The sequence below is a fragment of the Azonexus sp. R2A61 genome (assembly GCF_021401135.1).
Classification (GTDB): Bacteria; Pseudomonadota; Gammaproteobacteria; order Burkholderiales; family Rhodocyclaceae; genus Azonexus.
In genome coordinates this window covers 335511-361773 of sequence record NZ_JACBFO010000004.1, presented here as the reverse complement: position 1 = coordinate 361773, position 26263 = coordinate 335511, and the positions used below count along the sequence as shown (strand labels likewise).

Below are 26263 nucleotides of genomic sequence, written 5' to 3'. Positions count from 1 at the left end.
AATCCTCCACCCGGCATGATGCCCAGTGCACATGCCAGCGGCAATGCAAGTCGCCACATTCTTTCCAAGTTTTCACATTCGTTTACTTTCGATACCGGCGCAGCCGGGACGACACCCGTCCGCCCGCGGTAAAATGCGCGCTTTCCCAGCAACGAAGCATTCGCCATGTCGCGCAAGATCCTCGTCACCTCCGCCCTGCCTTACGCCAACGGCGCCATCCACCTCGGCCACCTCGTCGAATACATCCAGACCGACATCTGGGTGCGTTTCCAGAAGATGTCCGGCAACGAGTGCTGGTACGTCTGCGCCGACGACACGCACGGCACGCCGATCATGCTCCGCGCCGAAAAGGAAGGGATCACGCCGGAACAGCTGATCGCCCGCGTGCATGGCGAGCATTCGCGCGACTTCGCCGGCTTCCTGGTCGGCTTCGACAATTACTACAGCACGCACTCGCCGGAAACCCGCGAATGCGCCAACGACATCTACGGCAAGCTCAAGGCCGCCGGCCTGATCGAGGTACGCTCGATCGAGCAGTACTACGACCCGGTCAAGCACATGTTCCTGCCCGACCGCTTCATCAAGGGCGAGTGCCCGAAGTGCCACGCCAAGGACCAGTACGGCGACAACTGCGAGGTCTGCGGCGCCGCCTACGCGCCGACCGACCTGATCGAGCCGTTCTCGGCCGTCTCCGGCGCCAAGCCGGAACTGCGCCACTCCGACCACTACTTCTTCAAGCTCTCCGACCCGCGCTGCGAAGCCTTCCTGCGCGAATACACCAGCAGCGGCGTACTGCAGGCCGAAGCCGCCAACAAGATGCAGGAATGGCTGGGTGCCCCCGGCGACAACAGGCTGACCGACTGGGACATCTCGCGCGACGCGCCCTACTTCGGTTTCGAGATTCCCGACGCGCCGGGCAAGTACTTCTACGTCTGGCTCGACGCGCCGATTGGCTACATGGGGTCGTTCCGCAACCTGTGCGCGCAGAAGGGCCTCGATTTCGACGAGTTCTTCAACAAGGATTCGACGACCGAGCTGTACCACTTCATCGGCAAGGACATCCTCTACTTCCACGCGCTGTTCTGGCCGGCCGAGCTGCAGCATGCCGGCTTCCGCACGCCGACCAAGATCTTCGCGCACGGCTTTCTGACGGTCGACGGCGCAAAAATGTCGAAATCGCGCGGCACCTTCATCACCGCCGAGAGCTTCCTCAACAGCGGCATGAACCCGGAATGGCTGCGCTACTACTTCGCCGCCAAGCTGTCGAACACGATGGAAGACATCGACCTCAGCTTCGACGACTTCGTCGCTCGGGTGAATTCGGACCTGGTCGGCAAGTACGTCAACATCGCCAGCCGCGCCGCCGGTTTCATCGCCAAGCGCTTCAACGGGCAACTGGCGCCGGCCGACGACAGCCTGCCGGCGATCCGCGCCATTCGCGAGGCGGCGCCGCGCGTTGCCGAACTGTTCGAAGCCCGCGAATTCAGCAAGGCGATCCGCGAGATCATGGTCCTGACCGACGGCGCCAACCAGTACGTCGACAGCGTCAAGCCCTGGGAACTGGCCAAGCAGGAAGGCAAGGACAGCGAACTGCACGCCGCCTGCTCGAACGCGCTCAACCTGTTCCGCCTGCTCACCGTGCTGCTCAAGCCGGTGCTGCCGGCCACCGCCGCCAAGGTCGAGGCCTTCATGAACCTGGCGCCGCTGACCTGGGCCGACGCCGGCACGCTGCTCGCCGGCGGCCACGCGATCAACGCCTACAGCCACCTGATGACGCGCGTCGACGGCAAGCAGATCGAGGCGCTGATCGAAGCCAACAAGCAGTCGCTGGCCCCGGTTGCTGCGGTCGACGCCGGAAAAACAGCAAAAACCGCCAAGCCGGCCGAAGCCGCCCCGGCCAGCACCGACGGCCTGTGCACCATCGACGACTTCATGAAGGTCGACCTGCGCATCGCCAGGATCGTCAATGCCGAGCACGTCGAAGGCGCCGACAAGCTGGTCCGTCTGACGCTGGACATTGGCGAAGAAAAGACGCGCAATGTCTTCGCCGGCATCAAGTCGGCCTACGACCCGGCGCAGCTGATCGGCCGGCTGACCGTGATGGTCGCCAACCTGGCGCCACGCAAGATGAAGTTCGGCCTCTCCGAGGGCATGGTGCTGGCCGCCTCCGACCTCGACGGCAAGACCCCGGGCCTCTACCTGCTGTCGCCCGACAGCGGTGCGCAACCCGGCATGCGGGTCAAGTGATGGCGACATCGGCGAGGGCTTGAACATCAGCCCTTGCCGATATTGCAGCGCAACAAAATACGCGGCAAATCTCAGGTTTTACTTTAAGTTCGCCCCCCAATCGCCGCGCCGGCCGACGGGTTTTCAAACTATCCACAAAAACTGTGGATAAGTCTGTGAATGAATCATGGGACAATCCGCTAAGTGGCGGTCCGGCAAGGCTTTTCCCTACCCTGCCCAAATCTTGAGCCATGCCGCAAGCCATTGATTTTCAACGATATATCAAATCGCGCACAGGATATGTCAAATCCGGCAATCCAATTTTCAACAAACGGAAACGACGCGCCAATTCTGTGCATAACTTGGCTTGACACGGCATTTGTCAAGCCCTTTTCTCAAACAATTCTCCGGAGCGCCGCATGCTCAATTCGTCCTTCCGCCCGCCGCGCCCGCGCCTGACGCTGCGCATTGCCGCCTACGCGCTGGCCGATGTTTTCGGTCTGACCTGCGTGGCCCTGGGCGCCGGCTGGCTGGCCACCGGCAAGGCGCTTTTTGGCGGTTTTCCGACGTCGACCGCAGATGCCGTGGTCGCCCTGCTCGGCGGGGTGGTCGTCATGTTCTGGGCGATCACCCGCATTCTCCGGGAACTGAACAAACAGTCCCCGGAAATGCAGCAACGCTACGCCGAATGGATCGCGGCGCACCATCCGGAGCGCCGGCCGCCGGCCGCCGACGATTGATCAGCCGCCCGGCTTGAGCCACTCGGGCAGTTCCCGCCCGTCCGCGTTATCGATGATGTACTGACGGATCAATCGCCGGACGACCTGCGAGGGCGTCAGATCCTGGGCGGCGCAGATTTCCTCGAAAATCTGCTTCTTGCGCGGATCGATCAGCAGCGTCAGACGGGCGGTGCGGTTCTCCATGATTTGACCTGTTATCGGTTTTTACGGCCGCCATCTTAGCAGCCTGTGATTAACATGTGATTAACATTGACGACGCATCAGCGTCTCATATAATGCTTCGCTTGTCCCGACGAGCGTGCCTCATGAAAATCGCCTTCCGCCCCAAGCTGCTGGAATGCCTGTCGACCTACGACCGGAGGCTGTTCGCAGGCGATCTTGCTGCCGGCATCACGGTCGGCGTGCTCGCCCTGCCGCTGGCGATGGCTTTCGCCATCGCTTCGGGCGCCTCGCCGACGGCCGGCATCTGGACCGCCATCGTCGCCGGTTTCCTGATTTCACTGTTCGGCGGCTCCCGGGTGCAGATCGGCGGCCCGACCGGCGCCTTCATCCCCATCATCTACGGCATCGTCGCCGTCCACGGGTTCGCCAACCTGCTCGGCGCCACGATGCTCGCCGGCCTGCTGCTGCTGATCATGGGCATCAGCCGCATGGGACAGTTGATCCGCTTCATTCCGATCAGCGTGGTGATCGGCTTCACCAACGGCATCGCCGTGGTCATCTTCCTGGCCCAGATCAAGGATTTCTTCGGCCTGCAGATCGATCACTTGCCGGCAGAGTTCTTCGCCCGCATCAAGATACTCGCCGCCCATGCCGCCAAGGTCGACCTGCCGACCCTGGCACTTTCCGTCGCCTGCTTCGTTTTCCTGCTCTCCTACAACCGGCTGGCGCAGCACATTTCGCCGCTGCGCCGGGCCCCCGGCCCGCTGGTCGTGCTGGTCGCCGGCACCGTCGCCGCCTGGGCACTCGACCTGCCGGTCGAGACGATCGGCAGCCGGTTCAACGGCATCCCGCAGGAAGTGCCGGCCTTCGGCCTGCCCTCGTTGTCGATCCACGATTTCGGCAAGCTGATCTCGCCGGCGATCACCATCGCCCTGCTCGGCGCCATCGAGTCGCTGCTCTCGGCCCGCGTCGCCGACGGCCAGATCGACGACCGCCACGATCCCAACCAGGAACTGGTCGCCCAGGGGCTGGCCAATCTCGCGGCCCCGCTGTTCGGCGGCTTCGCGGCGACCGGCGCGATCGCCCGGACGACGACCAACGTGCGCACCGGCGGCCGCACGCCGATCGCCGGCATCATCCACGCCGGTGTGCTGCTCGCCATCGTGCTGATCGCCGCGCCGCTGGCCGCCTATGTGCCGCTGGCCACGCTGTCGGCGATCGTCATGGTGGTCGCCATCAATATGGGCGAATGGCACGAATTCAAGGAGTTGCGCCGCTACTCGTGGAACTACCGGGTGATCCTGGTCAGCGTCTTTCTGGTCACCGTGTTGTTCGACCTGACCATCGCCGTCGAATTGGGCATGGTACTGGCCAGCCTGTTCTTCATCTACCGGATGTCGGAGCTGACCCGCATCGAACGCCTGGCGCTCGACGAGGAAGCCGGCGAGCCGCGTTTCCTGTATCCGGACGGCACGATGCGGGTCGCCGCCTGGCAGTTGTTCGGTTCGCTGTTCTTCGGCGCAGTGAACAAGCTGGAGGAACTGCTCGATCCGCGCGCCGGCCATCCGGAAATCGTCATGCTCGACATGACCCGCCTGGTCCAGCTCGACACCACCGGCCTGGAAGGCCTGGAAAACCTGCTCGACAAGCTGCGCAAGCGCGGCTGCACACTAATCGTCTGCGGCCTGAACGCGCAACCGGCATCGCTGCTCGAACGCTCCGGCTTCACCGAACACCTCGGTCGGGACAATGTCTGCCCCGACCTTTCCCGCGCGCTGCAACGCGCCTATCTGCTGCTGCCCGATCTGATGGGCGGCGCCAACGACGAGATCTGAACCATGTCCGACCTGCCCGCCTGCCCGCAATGCCAGTCCGCCTTCACCTACCAGGACGGCGCGCTGCTGGTCTGTCCCGAATGCGCCCACGAATGGGACCCGGCCGCCGCCGCGCCGGAAGCCGAGGAACAGCGCGTCTGGCGCGACGCCAACGGCAACGAACTGCAGAACGGCGACAGCGTCACGGTGATCAAGGACCTCAAGATCAAGGGCTCGTCGTCGGTGGTCAAGGTCGGCACCAAGGTCAAGAACATCCGGCTGATCGACGGCGACCACGACATCGACTGCAAGATCGACGGCATCGGCGCCATGCAGCTGAAGTCGGAATTCGTCCGCAAGGCCTGATCAGCGGCGCTTGTCGCTGAAATACAGACAGATCTCGCCGGACGATTCGATCACGTCGCGCATCGGCTCGCGCCCGCTCTTGAAGCCGAGCTGGCGGCAACCGTAGGGAAAATTCGGATCGTGCGTCACATAATGATGGGCGCAGAACCGGCAACGCGGCCGTGCCGGGTCGTTGACCAGCGCCTCGATCGCCTTGCCGTCGCCGTTCATCGCCGCACCGCCGCTGCCCAGGCTTCGGCGGCCGGCCGCACGGCGTCGATCCACGGTGCCGGATACAGGCCGATGCCGACGATGATGGCGATCAGCACCAACAGCACGAGCCACTCAGCGCCGCGGATATCCGGCGACCGTGCCACGGTCGACCGCCGGATTCCGCCAAAAAACGCCTGCCGGTAACGCGCCAGAAAGGCGCTGGCCGCAATGGCCAGACCGAACAGGGCAGCCATGCCGGCCCCGGTGTAGCGTTCAAGTATCGACAGCACGAGCAGGAATTCGCCGGGAAAACTGCTGGTCCCCGGCATGCCGACCCCGGCCAGGCCGCAGATCAACACGCCGCCGGCCAGCAAGGGCATGCTGCGCGCGGCACCACCGAGTTCGTGGATGTCGGTCGATCCCGTTCGGCGACGCAGGCATTCGAGCAGCAGCAAGGCGCCGCCGGTCGCCGCCGAGAAACTCAACAGCAGCGACACCGCCCCCTGCACGCCCTGCGGGCTCAGGGTCGCCAGGCCGAGCACGGCCAGCCCGACATGACAGACGCTGGCATAGGCCAGCGCCACCCGCAGATTGCTGTGCGCCAGGATGCCGACGGCGCCGTACAGCAGGCTCACCGTGCCCAGCCCGGCCAGCAGCCAGTGCAGGTCGAGCGCGGCCTGCGGCGCCAGCGGCACGGCAAAGCGGATCAACGCATAGGCCCCGACCTTGAGCCCGAGAACCACCGCCAGCAAGCCGCCCGGCGCGGCCAGCGCCAGTTGCGGCAGCCAGGTATGCAGCGGCACCAGCGGCACCTTCAGGCCGAACGCGAGCAACATCAACGCAAAAGGCAGCCACTGCCCGCTCGTCGGCCGCAAGGTGGTCAACTGGGCGATGCCGTCGAAACCGCCCGCCATGCCGAGCAGCCCGATGGCCAGCAGCAACGGAACGCCGCCGCCCAGCATCAGCAGCACATAGCGCGCCGCCACCCGCGGCGCTTCCGGCGTTGCCCCCCAATGGGCGAGCAGGAAATACACCGGCAGCAGGCTCAACTCCCAGAACACAAAAAACAGCACCAGGTCGAGGGCGCAGAAGATGCCGAGCATCGTCGTCGCCAGCAGCAGCAGCCAGGCGTGATAGGCCCGTACCGCGTGCAGCGGGGCCGATACGGCAACGACGCCGATGAACAGCAGCACGCTGGCCGGCAAAAACAGCACCGACAGCCCGTCGACCGCCAGCAGCCACTGCACGCCCAGCCCGGGCAGCCAGGCCGCCCGGTCGACCCACTGGAAGCGCTCGCCGTCTGGCACGAAACCGATCAGCAGCCCGGTCGCCAGCAGCAAGGCCAGCGCCAGCACCGTCAGGCTGAACGGCTTCGCCCAACGTGCCGGCAGCAGCCAGAGCGCGGGGATGCCGAGCAAGGGCAGGAGCAGCAGGCAGGAAAGCCAGGGCAGGTTCATCGCGCGAACCTCGCCGCCGCCGCCTGACTCGCCGCTTCGGTCAGATGCAGCCAGGGCTCGGTGAAAAAGCCGATCGCCAGCAGCGCGGCCAGCGCCACCCCGCACACCGCGTACTCCATCGCCTGCGTGCGGTCGACGGCCTGTCCAAGGCCTTTTTCCTGGGCCAGGAAGGCTTTCTGGAACGCCCACAGCAGGAACCCGGCCGCCGCCACGTTCCCGAGCGCGGTGGCCACCGTGGACAAGGCGCCGAAGCGGTCGATCGCCGCCTCCAGCACCAGGTGTGCCGCATCGAAACCCGGGGTGCCGGGCATGCCGACGATGGCCAGACCGCACACCAGGAAAGCGACGGCGAGAAAAGGAATACGCTCGAACAGGCCGGACAGCTCGCCCAGCTCGGTCGTCCCGGTGCGCCGGAAGACGAAACCGACGATGAACCACATGCCGGTCACCGCCAGCCCGAAATTGGCGGCCAGCAGGACCGCCCCCTGAATCCCCGAGGCATGCAGGCTGAACAAGCCGATCACCAGCAGGCTGGTGTGGCTGACCACGGCAAAGGCCAGCAGGCGGCGCAAATTGGTCTGCAGGAAGGCCAGCGCCGCGGTGAAGAACACGCCGGCCATCGCAAAACCGACCACATAAGGCTGCCAAGCCAGCACCGCATCCGGCGTCAGCGGCAACACGAAACGCAGCATGCCGTAAATGCCGACCTTGACGCCGACCATCAGCGCCGGACCGACGGCAATCAAGCCATGCTGCGCCATGTTCGGCAACCAGCCGTGCAACGGAAAGAGCGGCGTACGTACCGCCAGCCCGTAGAACAGCAGATAGAAGGCCGCCGTCTGGAACTTGCCGTGCGGCAGGGCACCGGACAGCTCGAACAGATCGAAGCTCCAGCGTCCGCCGTGGGTTTCGGCATGTCCCCAGCCGAGCACGAAACAGCCGGCGACGAACAGCAGCCAGCCGAAGCCCTGATACTGGACGAAGCGCGCCAGCGCCTGCTGTTCGGCCCGCGACGAAGCCCAGCGGCGCAGCAGGTAGATCACCGCCCACAGTTCGAGCGCCGAGAAAAAAGCGAACCAGGCGATGTTGACCGTAACCAGCATGCCGACCAGGCCACCCTCGGCCAGCAGCAGCACGGCAAACAGGCGGCCCTGCGAGATCATGCCGCGGCTCATGCCGTACAGGGTCATCAGCAGCGTCAGCAAGGCCGCCAGCGCAAGAAAGACGATGGCGATGCCGTCGACCGCAACGTGATAGCCGACCGCGTCGATGCGCTCGGCCAGTTGCAGCGCCGGCGACAGCGGATCGATGCAGGCGGCCAGCCAGCCGACCAGCAGCAGTTCGCCGACGGCACACAGCTTGCCCAGCCAGACGGCGGTCGACCGCTCACCCAGCACAAAAACCGCCGCCGCCCCGAGCAGCGGCAACAACTGCAGCACGGCCAGCCACGGCAGGCTGGCCTGCGCCGTCCACAGGATTTCGCCGGCACTCGTCATCACAGGATCACCACGAAAGTCGCCATCACCGCCATCATCAGGTAACGCGGCTCCTCGAGCAGCGCTTCGAGCGTGCGCAGCCAGTGGCCGGCTTCGCGCAGCATGCGTTCGCCGCTGCCGCCGCGCCCGTGCAGCAGCAGGCGGTTCTCGATGCGCTGCAGGAAACCGGACAGGCGGGCCAGCAAACGTCCCGGCAAACCATCGGCGCGGACCAGCGGCCGCTGCTCGTCGACCGCCGCCCCGCGTCCGGGCTGGCCGATCGCCGGGTCGATGAAACCTGCCTCGAGCGCCCGCAGGTCGCCGGCGATCGCCCGCGTCGGCTGGCCGATCAGGATGTCGCCCAGCCGGTCCAGCCAGAAACGCTGCAGCGCCGCGGTGTACAGCCACTGCCGCGAGGCCAGCCAGGAGGGCGGCGGTGCCGGGCGGGCACGGGTCAGCGTCAGCCATGACGGCGCCAGCAGGAACTGCCAGGTCCGCCAGCCGGCATGCAGGCACAGATGCACCGTCGCCAGCGTCGTCCAGCCCAGGCCGATGGCGACGAACATCAGCGCCACCTGGAACAGCGTGGCGAAGATCAGCGACGACTTCACGTCGCTCTGCACCAGGCCGCACAACCACGCATAGCCGGCGGTCAACGCGCCGATCAGCACCAGGCCGGCGGCCACGTCCGGCAACTGACCGAGCAGGGGCTGCAGACGCAGCATCAGGTAGACGCCGGCGTGGATCAGCACGGCCCCGTAGAAAATCGCCGACGATGGCGTCGGGCCTTCCAGCGCCCGGCCGATCCACGGCGAGAACGGCAATTGCGCCGACTTGACCAGCCCGGCGACGACAAAACCGAGTAGCAGCACGCGCAGGTCAACCAACGGCAGATGGCTGGCAAACAGTTGCGGCCATTCGAAACTGCCGACCCACAGGGCACACAGGCCGAGCGAGAAAAGCAGCCCGGCATCGCCGGCCCGGTTGGCGATGAAGGCGAACAGCGCGTTGCCGCTGGCGGTCGGCCGCTGCCAGGCGTGGGCGATGAGCAGGAAGGAGGCGACGCCGCACAACTCCCAGCCGACGAAAACGATCAGCGCATTGCCGCCGAGCACGACCCACTGGATGCCGCCCAGGAACAGCGCGAGGACCAGGAAGAAGCGATGGAAACCCGGCTCGCGATGCAGATAGCTGGCGGAAAACCGGGCGACCAGCCAGCCGATCAGCGCAAAGGTCGTCGCCACCGGCAACGACAAGGCATCGAGCAGGAAGGAAAGCCGCCCCTGCCAGGCGTCGCTGCCGAACCAGTCCCAGACGGCCCGATGCCCCGGCCAACCATACCGGAGAACGGCGAGGTCGACGAGCAACAAGCCGAGCAAGGCTGCCAGCGCGGCGGCCGACACCAGGCGCGACGTCGCCGGCTCGGCGGCATCGCCATGCGTCCGCCCGAGCAGCATGCGCAGGCCGATCACCAACGCGGCCAGCAACGGCCAGAGCGGCACCAGCCAGATCCAGTCGACGGCGTGGCGCAGTACTTCATTCATCGCTCGCCTCCGAGCAGCAGTGCCGGCGCCAGCGCCCCACGCTCGCCGGCAAACCAGTCGGCCGAACGGGCGACGCGCGGCAAGGCCTGAGCGCCCAGCCAGGGCAGCCAGCCGCGCCGCGGGCAGTGACGGAAAATCTCGCCGCTCACCGGGTCGACCGCAGCCAGCTGAATCCAGGCGTTACCCACCAGTTCCTGCAACGCCGGCTGCCGGGCGACGATCGCCGAGAGTAGCGCCGGCGCCTGCTCGACGACGACCAGCAGCCGCATCGGTTCGTGGATTTCGACCATCTGCCACGGCAGACCGGTACGCAGGTCGGAATCGGCCCCGTCCATCACGCCGAACAGCCCGGTCAGGTTGTGCGTGACCTTGGAGCCGCAGCCGAAGCGTTCGTTATCCACCGTCGAAAAGTAGTATTCGAGCGCAATGCCGGCCCCGACCGGGCCGGCGGCCAGCAGGATGCTCTCGACGATGCGCCCGTCGTCGTCCGGCAGCGGATCGTAGGAAATCAGGAACACCCGGCGATCGAGGAACAGCCCGCGGCTCAGCGCCCGGCGCCCGATGAAGGCGGCGGCATTGGTCGCGTGACCCAGCTCGGGCCGGGCCTGTGCCGGATCGGCGGCACGCCCGGCAACATGGCGCCGGGCCTGCCACGGCCCCGGGCGGAGCGGTGCCGAGGCCAGCCGCCGGCAGCGTTCGACGGCGTGCGCCCGGCAGGCTTCGCCGAGTTGCCCGACCAGTTGATCCACCGCAGCCTGCCACGGCGCCGGCAAATCCGGCAGATCGTACCAGTCGACCGTATCGTCGCAGGTGTCGTGCCCGGCTGCGATGAAGCGCGTGCCGTCGGGAATCGCGATACCGCGCGCGCGCAGTCCGGCACGCACCGCCGGCCGATTGGCCAGCCAGGCGAAGACCCGCGCATTCGGCCCGCCGTGCCGGCCGGAACAGGCGCCGCACTCGTAGGCCGAGGCATGCGGGTTGTTGCGGCTGTGCGATCCGTGACCAAGCATCAGCACCAGCGGGGCGAAACCGTCGGTCAGGCCGATCGTGCGCAGGAAAGCTTCGACGCGGTCGACCTGCTCGATGTCGGAAAAACCGTGCTGGATGCCGTCGACCGCAGGCGCCGTCGCACAGACCTGCGGTTCGGCCGGCACCTCGCCTTCGTACAGCCGGCGCCAGCGGGCCGAGGCCCGGGCCAGCCAGGCGGGGGCCAGACTGCCGGCGGTCAGCGCGGCCAGCGCCGGCGCCCCGGCGAGCGCGGTCAGCAAGGGACCGGCCAGCGGCGCGTGGCGCGTCTGCTGGTACAGACGTTCGCGCCAGCGCAGACGGCGTTCGCGGCGCCCGGCATGCACCTGCCAGCGGGCGGCATCGCACGGCCGTTCGTCGATCTGGTGCTGCGGCGTGACCACGACCGGACACAAGGCCGTCGCCGTCGCATCGTCGATCCCGCGCCAGCGCATGGCGATACCGAAGAAGCCGGCAGCGCCGAAGGTCTCGACCGTCGGTGCGATTTCCTCAAGATGACGGCGCGTGCCCTCTTCCCGGTCGTCCATGCAGAACACCACCTGCGCCGACGGCGGCAAGCGCGTTGCCGGGCGTCCGGCGTGGCGCTTCAGGTTGCTCGCCAGCGCCGACAGGATCTGCTCGCGATAATGCGCTTCGTAGGCGAGCAACCAGATTTCACCGCGTCGGCCGGCATCGAGCGCGGCGGCGGTCTGCCGCAGTTCGCCGGCCAGCCGGACATCCGGCGACAGCGGCCGGCCCAGTTGCGCCAGCGTATCGAGCAGCCCTGCCAGGTACTGCGCATCGTGCTGCGCCTCGGCTGCCTGCAACGACGCCAGCACCTGCGGCGCCAGCGCATCCCAGCCGCTTGCTTCGCGACCGGCAGCAGCCGCACACAAACCGGCGACCGCGGCGCCCGTCGCCTCGTCGAGCCCGCCCACCGCCAGCGCGTGGCGGACCAGGAATTCGCCGGGACAGGCCCGGTAATAATCGAGGAACTCGGCAAAATCGAGCGGCGCGCCGGTCAGCCGCCGGGTCGCTTCGCGGCACAGTCCGTGTTCGAGGAAAGCCCGCACGGCCAGATAATCGACCAGCGCAACCGGCACATCGCCGCTCGCCGGATGCCGCTCGCGCCAGCGCATCATCCCCGCCCAACCGGGCAATTCGAGCGCCAGCGCGGTCAACCACGCCAGCCAGCGATTTTCGTCGGGCAGCAGCGCCCGCAAGGACTGCTCGAGGGCAAGTAGCGGATCGTCGGGCAGTTGCCGGATATCGGCATGGATGCCCGGCAGTTCGTCCAGCTCCCAGGCCAGATCGAGTCCGGCCGAGGCTTTCCAGGCTGCATAGAAGCCGCCCGCCCGCGCCGGATTGCGCCAGACGGCCAGCCCGAGATCGAGATGCGCCGCCAGATGTCGTTTGAGCGCCGTGTGCACGCCGGCGAGCACGTCTTCGCCGGACAGGTGCTGCAGCAGCCTGCGCCAGCTGGCGCAGTACCCCGGCGCCTCGCACAGGGCCTGCCAGCGCGCGTTCGCCTGCTGGCGCCAGTCGCCGGCTGCGGTCAACCGCGGCAGCGCGGCAAAATCCGGATCGCCGTACGCCGCCGGCGCCGACAGCAGGCTGGCCAGCCAGACTTCGCGCCGACGCAGGCCGTCCGCCCCGGCAATGTCCCCGTCGGGCGGCCCGGCCTCGGCCAGGGCCGCAAGCAGGTCGTCGCGCGAGATCCGTCCGGCCGCATGCGCAGCGCGGAAATTGGCCTCGTCCCAGTAGGTCCGCGCCCCGGTCGCCGCCTGCGCAGCCCGCAAGGCCTCGGCAAACGGCAAGTGCTGCAGGCCGTGCAAGGTATTGTGATGGACGAAATCGCGGATCGGGGCCTGCGCCGGCAACAGGTGCTCGAGATGGCTCAACCAGTCGGCCAGGCGCTGACGGAAATCCGGGGCCCGATCGACATGCATCGCTCAGCCCCCGAACAGCACGGCAAGGCGGGCGACGCTGCCGTCGACCAGATCGAGCAACGGTCGCGGCCACACACCGAGCGCAATACTGACCGCCAGCAGTAGCGCGGCACCCAGCAACTCGCTGCGCCGCATGTCGGGGCAACGCGGACCGTTGCTGCCCGCCGCAAACAGCACGCCGATGGTACGCAATCCGTAGGCCGCGCCGAGCAGCATCGCCAGCCCGAGCAGCAACACCCATCCTCCCCAGCGCGCCAGCGCGCCGAACAGCACATGCAGTTCGGCAATGAAGCCGGCACTCGCCGGCAGACCGATCGCCAGCAGCAGTGCCGCCGCGAAGCAACGGGCAAAACGGGGGGCGCCCTCCGCCAGGCCCGCATAATCGGCCAGATCGCGGCGATGCGTGCGCTGGTAAAGCAGGCCGACGATCATGAACAGCAATGCAGCGGCCAGGCCGTGTGCCACCATCTGGAACACCGCGCCATGCAAACCGGTCCGGTTGAGCGTCGCGATCCCGAGCAAGACGACGCCCATGTGCGAGATCGAGGAATAGGCGACCATCGCTTTCAGGTCCTGCTGACGCCAGGCCAGCACGGCCCCATAGACGAGGCTGACGAACGCCAGTGCGGCCAGCCAGTCCTGGGTAGCCAGGAAGGCGGCCGGCAAGGTTTCAGCGGCCCGCAGCAAACCGTAGGCTCCCATTTTCAGCAACACGCCGGAAAGCAGCAGCGACACCGGCCCGGGCGCCTCGACATGCGCCAGCGGCAGCCAGCCATGCAGCGGCACGACCGGCATCTTGACGGCGAAACCGATGAACAGCCCGCCGAAGATCAGCAGTTGCATGGCGGGCGCCAGGCGAGCGCCGCCGGCTGCCATGTCGGCCATCGCAAAGCTATGCCCGGGCGCCGCGTCATAAAGGAAGAGCAGCGCCACCAGCATGAACACCGATCCCCCCAGCGTATACAGGAAGAAATTCAGTGCCGCCCGCTGCCGGTCGTCGCCGCCCAAGCGGTCGATCAGGAAGAACAACGGGATCAGCGTCGCTTCCCAGAAAACGTAGAACAGCGACCAGTCGCGGGCGGTGAATACCCCGAACATCGCCGACTGCAACAGAAACAACAACGGATAGTAAAGTCGTGCGCCGCGCGCCAGCTCGCGCGACACCAGTACGGCCACCAGCGTCAGCAGTGCGGTCAACAGCACCATGGCCAGCGAAAGGCCGTCGACGGCCAGCGAGAAGTACGACCCCAGCCGGACGTTCCAGGCGCGGCTCCAGGCAAACTGGAAAGCCTCGCCGCCGGGATCGAAGCGAGCGAGCAGGAACAAGGACCAGGCCAGCGCCCCCAGCGCGCAGAGCATCGCCAGGCGCCAACGCAGCAGCGGATGCCGGCCGGGCACGAGCGCCACCGCGGCAGCGGCAGCCACCGGCATGAAAACCAGCACCTTCAGCATCCCCTCTTCCTCATCGACGTTTCACACCACGCCTTGTCAGGTATCCGGCGATTATGCCAGCCGCGCCGGCGGCCGGGAGAACGATGGATCAGGTTTTTCTTTGCACAAGGCCGCTTCTGAGTTTAGAATTTGCCAGTTTTGCAATTTCGACGATAGCGATGGCAGACAGCGAATTCCTCAGCACTCGACAGGCCGCCCAACGACTCGGCGTCTCTCTCGGCACGGTCCAGAACATGGTGGAGAACGGCGTCCTCGACGCCTGGAAGACGGCCGGCGGACACCGGCGCATTCCTGTCGCCTCGGTCGAAGCCTTGCTGGCCCGTCGCCGCAAGCAGATATCCAGCCCGAACGAAAGCGCCGGCCATCTCGACATCCTGGTGGCCGAAGACGACACCACGCTGCAAAAGCTTTACCGGATGACGATCGACGCCTGGCAACTGCCGATCCGACTGCGCATCGTCGGCGATGGCTTCGAAGGCTTGCTGCAAGTCGGCCAGCGGATGCCGGACATCCTGATCGCCGACCTGATGATGCCGGGCATGGACGGTTTCGAGATGATCCGCCGGCTGCGTGCCAATCCCGAGCTGGCGCAAATGGACATCATCGTGGTCAGCGCCATCGACGCGACCGAGATTCGCCAGCAAGGCATTCCGACCGATGTGACGGTGTTCGGCAAACCGATTCCGTTCCACGAACTGAAGGGTTTCATCCTCGGCAGACTCGCCTCCCGACAACGTCCCTGAACCCGCGCCAGCACGGTGACAAGGCCGTGCCGGCGACGTATGATGCGCCATCCCTCCGATCAAAAATATAACGGGAGACAAACATGGGATTGTTCGGAAACAACGCCGCATTGTCCAAACTGGACCGCGACGTCACGGCGATTGCCGAAGGCAGTGCCGACCTGACGCTAACGGTGGGCAGCCAGGGCAGCGACGCCTCGGGTCGCATCTCGGCCAACCTCAACCGCTTCTTCTCGCGCATCCGCAGCCTGATCACGCACGCCCGCAACAGCAGCGTCAGCATCGCCGCCGATGCCGCGCGGATGAACCACCTGGTGCAACTCACCGGCGATGCGGTGCGCCGCCAGGAAGCCCTGGCCGCCGACATCTTCGAATCGAGCAACCGGGTCAACCACGCAGTCAGCGAAGTGGCGATGAACTCCGACGCCATCCAGGCCTCGACGCAGAACAATCTCGACCTGGCCCAGCGTTCGCTGGCGCAGATGGAGACCGTGGCGACCACCATGCGGTCGACCAACGAACATATCGAACATTTCTCGTCCACCGTATCCGAACTGCATACCAGCTCGATGAAGATCAACGAGATCGTCTCGCTGATCAACGACATTTCCGATCAGACCAACCTGCTGGCGCTCAATGCGGCCATCGAAGCCGCCCGCGCCGGTGAAGCCGGCCGCGGCTTCGCGGTGGTTGCCGACGAAGTGCGCAAGCTGGCCGAAAAGGTGAAGACCGCCACCCAGGTGATCGGCCAGAACACCCAGTCGATGATCAACCTGGTTTCCGATACCTCGGCCAAGACGCAGACCATCGTCGGCGAGGTCACCCGGGCCAACGAATACGTTGAAACCTCGGCCGCCGATCTGACCACGATGGTCACCGATTTCCGCCGGACGACCGACCAGCTCGGCACGATCTCCAGCGCCATCTACAACCTGCGCGAAAGCAATCAGGCCATCCACCGCGAGGTCGAGGAAATTCGCAATCATTCGGTGGACATTTCCGGCCGCATGAAACAGTGCCAGGATTCGGCGAAGACCCTGCGCGAATCGACCGAAGACCTGCAATGCACACTCGCCGATTTCCGCACCGGCAACAGCATGTTCGACACGCTGCACGATCGCTGCGCACAGTTCCGCGACAACGTTGCCGACATCCTGACGCGGATCGCCGAGCGCGGCATCAACGTATTCGACCAGGCCTACAAGGACATTCCGGGCTCCAACCCGAAACGTTACACGACCGCCTACGACAGCCAGTGCGATGCCGAACTGACCGCTCTGTACGACCGCCTGCTAGGCGAAGTCCCGGGACTGGTCTATTCGCTGTCGGTGGATACCAACGGTTATGCACCAGCGCACAACGGCGTCTTCTCCAATCCGCCCAGCGGAGACCCGGCGGTCGACCTGACCAAGTGCCGGCACAAGCGGATCTTCAACGACCCGGTCGGCATCAAGCTGGCCAAGAACCAGAAGTCCTCGCTGTTCCAGACCTATGTCCGCGACACTGGGGAAATTCTCAACGACCTGTCGATGCCGATCATGGTCAACGGCCGCCACTGGGGCGCGGTGCGCATCGGCTTCAAGACCGAGCTGGTTGCCTGAGGATTAATTGTCCGCCGCCGGGCACGACGGCGGCGGACAACGTTCAATAGACGATCTCGACGTTGTCCGGCGCCAGCCAGCCGGCCAGTGCATCGATCAAAGCATCGTCCAGCCTGACCTTGAGGTTTTCACCGAGTTGCATCTCGCATTGCGCCTTGGCGTTGCGGTAGCGGATACGCACCGCAGCAGGCCCGGGGGAAAACGGCTGCAGCAAGGCCCGCAGGCGACTGGCGTCGGAACTGCCGTTCATCTTCAGCATCAGGTGTTTGGCAAAACGGGCCCGCGCCTCGCCCAGGGTCATCAAACGCTCGGCGGCAACACTGTTGCCGCCGGAAAAATCGTCGTAGCGGACCTTGCCTTCAACGACCAGAACCTCATCGGTGACGATCTTGCTGCGCTCGGCTTCGAACAGTTCGTTGAATACCGAGACTTCGACCATCGTCGTACCGTCGTCGAGCTGGACAAAGAGCATCTTGCCGCGCCGCGTCATCTGCGTCCGTACACCGACCACGATACCGGCCAGCAACTGGAATTCCTTGGCCGGCTCCAGCCGGTTCAGCGGTCGACGGACGAAACGCGACAATTCCCGCTTGCAGGTGTTGTACGGATGGCCGGAGAAGAAAAAGCCGAGCGCGCTCTTTTCTTCCATCAGGCGCGTCTTTTCGTCCCAGGGCCGAACGTTGATGTATTCCGGCGCATGCGCCTCGGCAACCTCGGCGATGTCGAACAGGCTGGTCTGCATCGCGTTGCGCTCGACCTGCTCGGCGTATTCCATGGCGATGCCGACCGAAGCGACGAGCTTGTGGCGATCGGCATCGATACTGTCGAAAGCGCCGGCCCGGATCAAAGCCTCGATGGTCCGGCGATTGACCTGGCGCTTGTCGCAACGCTGGCAGAAGTCGAACAGATCCTTGAACGGCCCACCCTCTTCGCGCGCCTTCAGGATTACGTTGACCGCCTGCTCGCCGGTGCCCTTCACCGCACCGAGACCGTAGCGGATGGTCTCGCGGTCGACCGGCTCGAAACGGTAATTCGAGGCATTGACGTCCGGCCCGAGCACCTTCACCTTGTTGGCGATGGTGTCCTCGTAGAAGATCTTCACCGTGTCGGTGTTGTCCATGTCGGACGACATGGTCGCCGCCATGAAGGCCGCGCAGTGGTAACGCTTGAGCCAGGCGGTGTGATAAGTGACGACGGCGTAGGCGGCGGTGTGCGACTTGTTGAAGCCGTATTCCGCGAACTTGGTCATCAGGTCGAACAACTGCTCGGCCAGCGCCGGATCGTAGCCCTTTTCCTTGGCACCGGCGGCGATGGTCTCGCGGTGCTTGGCCATTTCCTCGGGCTTCTTCTTGCCCATCGCCCGGCGCAGCATGTCGGCGCCACCGAGCGTGTAGCCGCCGATGATCTGCGAGATCTGCATGACCTGTTCCTGGTACACGATGACGCCGTAGGTCGGCGCCAGGCAGGCGGTCAGGTCGGGGTGGAAATAGTCGATGGCCTGCTGGCCCTTTTTCCGCAGGATGAAGTCGTCCACCATCCCGGAGCCGAGCGGGCCGGGGCGATAGAGCGCCAGCACGGCGATGATGTCTTCGAAACGGTCGGGGGCGAGCTTCTTCAGCAGCTTCTTCATGCCCTCGGATTCGACCTGGAAGATCGCCGTGGTGTTGGCGTCCTTGAGGATCTGGTAGGCCCCGGGGTCCTCGAAGCCGAGCGACATCAGGTCGAGCGTCTCGCCGGTCATGCGCGCGATGTACTTGAGCGCCAGTTCGATAATCGTCAGGTTGCGCAGGCCGAGGAAGTCGAACTTGACCAGACCGGCCTTCTCGACGTCGTCCTTGTCGAACTGCGACACCGGCGACGCGTCGGCGCCGGTCGCCTGGTAGATCGGGCAGAAGTCGGTGATCTTGCCCGGCGCGATGAGCACGCCGCCGGCGTGCATGCCGACGTTGCGGGTCAAGTCCTCTAGGCGGCCGGCCAGATCGAACAGCTCGCGGATGGTTTCACCGTCACCGTCGCCTTCCATCATCTCGCGCAGTTGCGGTTCCTGCTCGAGCGCCTCGGCCAGCGACACCGGCTTGTTCTGGACGATCGGGATCAGCTTCGAGATGCGGTCGCACATCGAGTAAGGCAGGCCGAACACCCGACCGACGTCGCGGATCACCGCCTTCGACGACATCGTACCGAAGGTGGCGATCTGACTGACTGCATCGGCGCCGTAGTGCTCGCGCACGTATTCGATGACGCGCCAGCGGTTGTCCTGGCAGAAATCGACGTCGAAGTCGGGCATGGACACCCGTTCCGGATTCAGGAAGCGCTCGAACAGCAGGGCGTAGGCCAGCGGATCAAGATCGGTGATGCGCAGCGAATAGGCGACCAGCGAACCGGCGCCCGAGCCCCGCCCGGGGCCGACCGGCACGCCGTTGTGCTTGGCCCAGTTGATGAAGTCGGCAACGATCAGGAAGTAGCCGGGGAAACCCATCTGGATGATGGTGTTGCACTCGAACTTCAGGCGCTCGTCGTACTCCGGGCGCCGCTGCGCCCTGACCTCGGGATCGGGATAGAGCTCGGCCAGCCGCTTTTCCAGTCCCTGTTCGGCTTCATGGACCAGGAATTCGTCGATGGTCATCCCGTCCGGGATCGGGAAATTGGGCAGGAAGTTCTTGCCCAGCGTCATCTCGATATTGCAGCGGCGGGCAATTTCCAGCGTGTTTTCGAGGGCCTCCGGCAGGTCGGCGAAGAGCTCGGTCATCTCTTCCTGCGACTTGAAATACTGCTCCTCGGTATAGATCTTCGGCCGCCGGTGGTCGCCGAGCACATAGCCTTCGGCGATGCAGACGCGCGCCTCGTGTGCCTGGAAATCGTCGCGCGCCATGAACTGGACGGGATGCGTGGCGACCAGCGGAATCCCGGTCTCACCAGCCAGATCGGCAGTCTGGTTGACCATCGCCTCCTGCTGCGGCTGACCGTAACGCTGAACTTCGAGATAGAAGGCGCCGGGAAAGATCGCCTCCCAGGCCCGGGCCCGCTCGCCGGCCAGTTCGAAGTTGCCGTTCAGCAAGGCCTCGCCGACGTCGCCGAGATGCGCGCCGGACAACGCGATCAGACCATCGCAACCGATTTCGCCCAACCATTCGCGACGCAGTTCGGCGCGCTCGCGCCGACCGTCGACCACATAGGCCCGGGTCAACAATTCGCAGAGTTGCCGGTAGCCCAGGCGGTTACGGACCAGCAACAACAAGCGGTACGGATCTTCCGGCGATTCCGGATTGGCCACCCAGACGTCGGCGCCGGCAATCGGCTTGACCCCTTTACCACGGGCACCGGTGTAGAACTTGACCAGCCCAAACAGGTTGCCCAGATCGGTCAGCGCCAGTGCCGGCATGCCATTGGCGGCAGCCTGCTTGACGGCATCGCCGATGCGGACGATGCCGTCGGTGACGGAGTATTCGGAGTGGAGGCGGAGGTGGACGAAACGCGGCGAACTCATGGCCGCGATTTTACCCCGTCAGGCAGGTCGACCGCGGGAGATTCACTCGGCCGGCTGCCAATCGACCGGCAACAGCTCCGGCGACGGACGACCGATGTAGAACCCCTGGGCCAGGTGCACTTCCATTTGCGCCAGCTCCTCGAGCACCTGATTCGATTCGACGTACTCGGCAACCACCGTGATTCCCATCTCGCGCGCCAGCGAACGGATGCTGGTGACGAAGGTCCGGTCCTTGTCGCTATGCAGCATGTTGGCGATGAAGTCGCCCTCGATCTTCAGGTAATCGATCGGGAAACGCCGCAGATAGTGGAAGGACGAGAAACCGGAACCGAAATCGTCGATCGCCAGCTTGAAACCATCGGCTTTCAGATCGTTCAGGAAACGCTCAAGCAGCGACAGGTTCTTCACCGTATCGCGTTCGGTGATCTCGAACACGATACGCGACGGATCGACACCGCTGGCCGCGATGATGCGCCGCAGGTCGCGGGCGAATTCGCTGAAGACCAAGGCCCTCGGCGACAGGTTCACGAACACTTCGCCGGTATGCCCCTGGGCTGTCAGCGAAGCCAGCGCCTGCTCCAGCACCAGCATGTCGAGCCGGTGGATGACGCCCATCTTCTCGGCAATCTCGACGAACTCGTCGGCGCGGATGATCTGGCCGTCCAACTGGATGCGCGACAGCACCTCGTAAGCCACGACACGCCGCGAAGCGACGTCCAGGATGGGCTGAAAGTACGGGACGATACGACGGTTGTCGATGGCCTCGAGGACCATCACGCTCTTCTGCGAGATATCGCGGAAAATCTCGACCACGTCTTCCTGCGATGGAACGGCGATCTGATCCTTGCCGGCGGCCTTGGCGCGATACATCATGTTGTCGGCGAACAGCAGCAGATCCTTGGCGTTTTCCGCGTGATCGGGATAGACCGCCAGACCGATCGAGGCGGTACCGCGCAGGCGGACGCCGTCGGGGGTCAGGACCTCCAGCGCATCGACGGCCTGGCGTACCCGGTTGGCCACCGCAACCGCCGCGTCGCTGCCGGCTTCGGGCAACACCGCGACGAATTCGTCGCCACCGTAACGGGCCAGGATGTCGCCGTCGCGCAAAGCACCCTGCACCTGCCGGGCAAAACGCTGCAAGTAGGTGTCGCCGACCGTATGCCCGTAGTTGTCGTTGATCAGCTTGAAGTTGTCGAGATCGATCAGCAACAGGCCGAAACTGTAACCGTGGCGCTGCGCCCGGCCGATTTCGTAGGACGACAGCTCCCAGAAGACGCGCTGGTTGAACAGGTCGGTCAGCGGATCGCGCGTCGCGTAGTACTCGAGATCGCGGGTGTACTTGTAGATCGCCTTGACCGAACCGACGACGTTGAGCAGCGTGGACAGCACGCTCTCGACCACCAGATAGCGCGTTTCGTCCTCGAGCACGCCGGCATGCACGCCGATACCGACGATACCGCCGATCTTCGGCTTGTCGACGAAGAAGGACTTGACGCGCACGGCCACCTCGTCGTCCGACAATTCGATCGGCCGCCCGGCCGGATTCGCAATGTGATGATGGATATTGCAGGCGCCGACTTCCGGCATGCTGCTCAGGCGGTTCAATTCCTGGCGGATGAAATGCTCCATCTTGACCCGCGTCGCCGCCGACACCGGGCCATGCCAGAACACTTCCAGGTCGAACAGTTCGTCGTCGATCTTGAAGATCGAGAACAAGGTATGCGCCGGCAGGATGGTATTGATATCCATCAGCAAGCGGCCGACGTATTCGCGCCAGTCACGAACCACGTCCGAGGTGATGACGAATTTCTCGAGCAGGCCGATCTCGAAGGTCAGGATTTCCTTGTCGACGACGATGCCGCGCAGCTTCTGCAGCAGATCGCGCAAGGCACGATCGATCGAACGCAGTTCGACGAACCCGAGATCGTGCTCGCGCAGGGACAGCGCCTTCAGATCGGAAACCGCATTGACCTGCTCGAAATCGCTCTGCAGCGCCTGCACGGCACGCTCGATACGCCGACCGACCCACCAGACGGCCGCCGCGGCCAGCAAACCCGCCAACGGCAACAGCAGTACAAAGGCGAACCACAGTTGGCGACGCGCATCGGCCAGCAGCCCCGCATAATCCTGACGGACCTCGACCGCCCCGAGGACGCTGCCGATGCCGGCATTGGTATGACAACCGAGGCAGCGGGCCTCGGCCACCAGCGGATAGATATGCCGCGCGTAGACATCGTTATCGCGGCGCAAGGGCTGACCGGTGGCGAAGACCTGGCGCAGCTCGTCGTCGAGCGGCGGCTGTTCGATTTCCTTGTACAGGTCGATCACGACCTGGCTGCGGTAGATCTGTACCTGCAGTCCATCCTGACCGGCCTCGGCGGTGCCGCGCAGAAAGGCATCGGCCTGCGATCGGCTCCAGCCCTGGCTCATCAACTGATACATCGCACCGAAGGTGATGCGGGTTGCCGCTTCGGAGGTCCGCGCGGCATTGGCACGAACGACGCCATCGAAAACACGTTCGAGCGACCAGTAGGCGCCAGTGAAGAATAGCGTGGCAACGACGGCCGAGGTGCCCAGGATGAAGGTTTTGATCCGCATTAATCGAGTCCTCTCTCTGGTGCGGAATTATCGCCGAAAGCGCAAAAACGGACTATCCATTTATCAAATCCAACAGAAATATCTGCGGCTCCGCCGAAAGCCTACGGTTAGAATTTCCGGATGTCGAAATTTGCCCTCGCGAACCTCGCCCCCGTTTCGTCCGGCTGGTCGCGTCATGCAGCCGGCCTGCTGTTCATCGCCGCCCTCGCCTGGACCGCTGCCGTCATTCCCCGCCCCTCCCCCGCACAATTACCGACCGAGGCCGCCCCCGGCGAGCAAGCATTGCGCCCTTTCATGGTCGCCACGCTGCTGCCGGCCGTCACCGAATCGGCCGACTCGCCCAGCCTGGCCGAACTCCCCGACGGACGTATCGCCGCCGTCTGGCTGGCCGGACCGGGCGACCCGTCGGCCGCCGCCCTCTGGTTTTCGCTGCGCGACGCCGCCGGCTGGCGCGAGCCGCGCCGGATCGTCGACGTGGCCAGCGCCGCCGGACGGCGCTTCGCGCATCTCGATGCGCTCGAACAGCCGCAGCTCGAAGCCGGCCGCGAGGCCTTGCACCTGTGGTTTGCCAGCCGCGGCTTCCCCGGCTGGACCAGCCCGCAACCGATGCACCTGATGTCGATCGACGAAGGCGAAAGCTGGGGCCGATTGCAGCGCATCGCCGCCGCACCGCTGGGCGGTGAGGCCCTGCAAGGCAGCCTGTCGCTCGACGACGGCGGGCGTTTTCTGCCACTGGCCCAGGCGCGCAGCGTCGAATGGGTACGTCTGGATGCGGCGCTGCGCGTTGTCGGCAAGCAGCGCCTGGCAACCGGAACGCGGCAGGGCGCCTTCGTCGCCCTGCCCGATGGCAGATTGCTCGGCATCTTGCGCCGGCCCGAGACCAACATCGTGGCGATTTCGGAAGACGGCGGCGGGCACTGGCAGGAAACCCCTGTCAGCGGGCTGGCCAATCCGCAAACGGCCTGCGCACTGCTCCGTCTCGAGGATGGCCGCCTGCTGCTGGCGGGCAACGGCGAACAAGGGACGGACAGTCTGCACCTGTGGCTGTCCGCCGACCAGGGCCGACACTGGCGACTGGCCCGGACGCTGGAAAACGCCGCCGACGGCGCCGCCAGTTTCAGCCACCCCAGCCTGCTGCAGGGGCAGGACGGACAACTACACCTGGCTTACGCCTGGCGCGGTCAACGCATCAAATATCTGAATTTCAGCCCGGCCTGGCTGGATGGAGGCGCAGCATGAATCCCCAGGCGGCTTACGGACTGCTTGCCCACGGCCTGATTTTCGGCGCCCTGCTCAGCCTGCTGCCGCTGGGTACGTTGCGACCGCGTGCCGGGCTGGCCGGCACCGCAATCGCGCTGCTCGCCGGTATCGCGCCGGCCATGCACGCCGCCTTCGGTCCGCCTTCCGTGACGCTGCTCTGCCTGGCGCTGCTGCGCCTGATTCCGCAACCGGTCAACCTGCTCGGACCGCGCCTGGCCCTGGGCCTGTGCGCGGCGGCAGCGCTGCTCTACCCGACCAGCGCCGGTTGGAGCGGCATCGACCTGCACGCCCTCGGCTATCAGCCCTGGGCCCTTGGCGCAGCGCTACTGCCGCTGGGCGCAGCCTTGTGGTTGCGCGGCCAGGTGTTCTGGCTGCTCATCCTGGCCGTCGACCTGGCGGCCTACGCCGCCGGTCTGTTCGACAACCTGTGGGATGCGCTGGTCGATCCGCTGCTGATTCTGGTCGCCGCGATCGTCGTCGCCCGCCACGCCGCGGGCCGACTGATCGGCCGCTGGCGTCAGCGCCGGGCCGCCTGATCCGGCGACCCTGCCGGCATTTCAGTTGAAACGCGCGGTCGTTGCCGCAATGCGCTCGCCAAAGCGGCGGGCCGTGTCGAGATCGCCGGACGGAATTTCATCGACGCCGGCATCGGCCGGCGTCTGTACCAGCAGGCCGACCGAACCGCCCAGGTTGTTGACGTCGGCCCGCGTCGCCGCCTTGGTGTTGGCCGGCAGCAAGCCGAGGCTGATCCACAGGCCGCCATGCTGCGATGCCAGGGTCTGCAGGTAGATCAGCGTGGCCCCCTTGTCGCCGTTGAAGCTGGCGCTGTTGGTGAAGCCGGCGAACAGCTTGTCCTGCCAGGCGCGGGTGAACCAGGCCTTGGACGAGGCATCGGCAAATTTCTTGAACTGCCAGGGCACGCCGCCCATGTAGGTCGGGGCGCCAAAGACGATGGTCTTGGCGGCATTCAGCACATCCCAGCCGGCGTCGCTGACATTGCCTTCGCCATCGACCGCCACCAGTTCGGCGCCGGCTGCGGCAGCCAGCGTCTCGGCAATGCGTTGGGTGTGGCCGTAGCCGGAAAAATAAACGACAGCGATCTGCTTGCTCATGGCAATTCCTTTCAGGGAAGACGACGACGGTAATAACAAAACTGATTGATGAATGAAACTGTTGATTTGGCGCCATGTTAGACCTAGAGTTCAAGCGCAAATAGCGAATATTTTTCGATATTCAATTCAATTTAATTCACATGAAGATCTCGCTCGAATTGCTGCAGGTGCTCGACGCCATCGACCGGCACGGCAGCTTCTCGGCCGCCGCCGCCGCGCTGCATCGGGTACCGTCGGCCCTGTCGCACGCCGTCGCCAAGCTGGAAAGCGATCTCGACGTCCGGCTGTTCGACCGCGCAGGACGCAAGGCGACGCTCAACGAGGCCGGACGCAGCCTGCTTGAGGACGGCCGCCACCTGCTGCGGGCCGCGCAGGAGATCGAACGCCGGGTCCGGCGCATCGCCACCGGCTGGGAAGCCGAACTGCGCATCGCGCTCGACGCGATGGTGCCGGCCGAACGCCTGCTGCCCTTGATCCACGACTTTTACGCCGCCGGGCACGGCACACAGATCCGCCTCGGTCACGAGGTGCTCGGCGGCACCTGGGACGCCCTGGCGGCCGACCGCGCCGACCTGGTGATCGGCGCCCCCGGCGACATGCCGGCCCGCAGCGGACTGGCCAGCCGCCAGCTCGGCGAGGCCAGGCTGCGGCTGGTGGTCGCCGCGCATCATCCGCTGGCCGGTTGGCGCGGGCCGGTTCCGGCCAGCGAACTGGCGCGCCATCGCGCCGTCGTGATTGCCGACACCTCGCAGGAACTGAGCGCCCGCTCGGCCGGACTGATCGGCGGCCAGGACATCCTGCGCGTTCCCGACATGCGGACCAAGGCCGCGGCGCAGATCGCTGGACTGGGCATCGGACACCTGCCGCGCTGGATCGTCGAACCGGAAATCGCCGCCGGACGACTGGTCGAACTGGAAGCCGCCGAACCCGGCCAGCAACTGTCCTTCCATATCGCCTGGCGCAGCCGCCAGGTTGGCCGGGCGCTGCAATGGTTCCTCGATGAACTGGACAAAAACGAGCGCCTGGCGGCGTTGACCGCAGGCTTCTGAAGCTTGCGGTCAACGCCGGAAAACCGGAAAA

General features: G+C 65.5%; 19 protein-coding genes. 9 read left to right on the top strand and 10 right to left on the bottom strand.

Annotated elements, in window-relative coordinates; genetic code table 11:
* The first annotated feature begins 165 nt into the window (after positions 1-165).
* A complete protein-coding gene (gene metG, locus L0962_RS15040) occupies positions 166-2247 on the top strand; it encodes a methionine--tRNA ligase (RefSeq protein WP_234087277.1) in 2082 nt (693 codons plus the stop codon).
* A gap of 398 nt (positions 2248-2645) precedes the next feature.
* The gene (locus L0962_RS15035; protein ID WP_234087276.1) at positions 2646-2966 is read left to right on the top strand and encodes a hypothetical protein; all 321 of its coding nucleotides are present in this window, start codon (positions 2646-2648) and stop codon (positions 2964-2966) included.
* Here the strand turns inward: L0962_RS15035 and L0962_RS15030 are convergent, their stop codons facing one another.
* Positions 2967-3149 carry a CopG family transcriptional regulator gene (locus L0962_RS15030; RefSeq protein WP_234087275.1) on the bottom strand — a complete coding sequence of 61 codons (183 nt, stop codon included), beginning with the start codon at positions 3147-3149 and terminating at the stop codon, positions 2967-2969.
* Between the two features lie 122 nt (positions 3150-3271).
* Between L0962_RS15030 and L0962_RS15025 the strand changes: the two genes are divergently transcribed.
* A complete protein-coding gene (locus L0962_RS15025) occupies positions 3272-4963 on the top strand; it encodes a SulP family inorganic anion transporter (RefSeq protein ID WP_234087274.1) in 1692 nt (563 codons plus the stop codon).
* 3 nt (positions 4964-4966) lie between these two features.
* Positions 4967-5308 (top strand): zinc ribbon domain-containing protein YjdM, encoded by a 342-nt coding sequence (locus L0962_RS15020; protein WP_234087273.1) that lies wholly within the window; start codon positions 4967-4969, stop codon positions 5306-5308.
* Here the strand turns inward: L0962_RS15020 and L0962_RS15015 are convergent, their stop codons facing one another.
* Genes L0962_RS15015 through L0962_RS14990 form a run of 6 tightly spaced genes read right to left on the bottom strand, consistent with a single transcriptional unit; the run spans position 5309 to position 14382 of the window.
* The gene (locus tag L0962_RS15015; RefSeq protein ID WP_234087272.1) at positions 5309-5518 is read right to left on the bottom strand and encodes a hypothetical protein; all 210 of its coding nucleotides are present in this window, start codon (positions 5516-5518) and stop codon (positions 5309-5311) included. It lies immediately after the preceding gene.
* Positions 5515-6957, bottom strand: coding sequence for a NuoM family protein (locus L0962_RS15010; protein WP_234087271.1), 1443 nt, complete (start codon positions 6955-6957; stop codon positions 5515-5517). Before L0962_RS15010 ends, L0962_RS15015 begins: the two co-directional genes overlap by 4 nt.
* Complete coding sequence (locus tag L0962_RS15005; protein ID WP_234087270.1) at positions 6954-8453, bottom strand: NuoM family protein; 1500 nt, start codon at positions 8451-8453, stop codon at positions 6954-6956. The genes L0962_RS15010 and L0962_RS15005 overlap by 4 nt, the downstream gene beginning before the upstream one ends.
* Positions 8453-9976, bottom strand: coding sequence for a proton-conducting transporter membrane subunit (locus tag L0962_RS15000; RefSeq protein ID WP_234087269.1), 1524 nt, complete (start codon positions 9974-9976; stop codon positions 8453-8455). The genes L0962_RS15005 and L0962_RS15000 overlap by 1 nt, the downstream gene beginning before the upstream one ends.
* Positions 9973-12930 (bottom strand): DUF2309 domain-containing protein, encoded by a 2958-nt coding sequence (locus L0962_RS14995; RefSeq protein ID WP_234087268.1) that lies wholly within the window; start codon positions 12928-12930, stop codon positions 9973-9975. Before L0962_RS14995 ends, L0962_RS15000 begins: the two co-directional genes overlap by 4 nt.
* A 3-nt stretch (positions 12931-12933) precedes the next feature.
* Entirely contained in the window at positions 12934-14382 is a 1449-nt protein-coding gene (locus L0962_RS14990) for a NuoM family protein (protein WP_234087267.1), read from the bottom strand.
* Between the two features lie 158 nt (positions 14383-14540).
* Between L0962_RS14990 and L0962_RS14985 the strand changes: the two genes are divergently transcribed.
* Together L0962_RS14985 and L0962_RS14980 are read left to right on the top strand one after the other, a co-directional pair.
* A complete protein-coding gene (locus tag L0962_RS14985) occupies positions 14541-15125 on the top strand; it encodes a response regulator (protein WP_234087266.1) in 585 nt (194 codons plus the stop codon).
* An 83-nt stretch (positions 15126-15208) separates the two neighbouring features.
* Positions 15209-16726, top strand: coding sequence for a methyl-accepting chemotaxis protein (locus L0962_RS14980; RefSeq protein ID WP_234087265.1), 1518 nt, complete (start codon positions 15209-15211; stop codon positions 16724-16726).
* Positions 16727-16769: 43 nt separating this feature from the next.
* Here L0962_RS14980 and dnaE read toward each other — a convergent pair whose 3' ends face one another.
* Positions 16770-20213 (bottom strand): DNA polymerase III subunit alpha, encoded by a 3444-nt coding sequence (gene dnaE, locus L0962_RS14975; RefSeq protein WP_234087264.1) that lies wholly within the window; start codon positions 20211-20213, stop codon positions 16770-16772.
* Positions 20214-20255: 42 nt separating this feature from the next.
* On the bottom strand, positions 20256-22811 hold the full coding sequence (locus L0962_RS14970) for a bifunctional diguanylate cyclase/phosphodiesterase (protein WP_234087263.1): 2556 nt from the start codon (positions 22809-22811) through the stop codon (positions 20256-20258).
* A 120-nt stretch (positions 22812-22931) separates the two neighbouring features.
* Here L0962_RS14970 and L0962_RS14965 point away from each other — a divergent pair, with 120 nt between their 5' ends.
* Complete coding sequence (locus tag L0962_RS14965; protein WP_234087262.1) at positions 22932-24050, top strand: exo-alpha-sialidase; 1119 nt, start codon at positions 22932-22934, stop codon at positions 24048-24050.
* Entirely contained in the window at positions 24047-24607 is a 561-nt protein-coding gene (locus L0962_RS14960; RefSeq protein WP_234087261.1) for a hypothetical protein, read from the top strand. The genes L0962_RS14965 and L0962_RS14960 overlap by 4 nt, the downstream gene beginning before the upstream one ends.
* Before the next feature lie 21 nt (positions 24608-24628).
* On the opposite strand, the gene L0962_RS14955 is transcribed toward L0962_RS14960, so the two are convergent.
* A complete protein-coding gene (locus L0962_RS14955) occupies positions 24629-25183 on the bottom strand; it encodes a flavodoxin family protein (protein WP_234087260.1) in 555 nt (184 codons plus the stop codon).
* A gap of 140 nt (positions 25184-25323) precedes the next feature.
* Between L0962_RS14955 and L0962_RS14950 the strand changes: the two genes are divergently transcribed.
* On the top strand, positions 25324-26232 hold the full coding sequence (locus L0962_RS14950) for a LysR family transcriptional regulator (protein ID WP_234087259.1): 909 nt from the start codon (positions 25324-25326) through the stop codon (positions 26230-26232).
* The last annotated feature ends 31 nt before the right edge of the window (positions 26233-26263 follow it).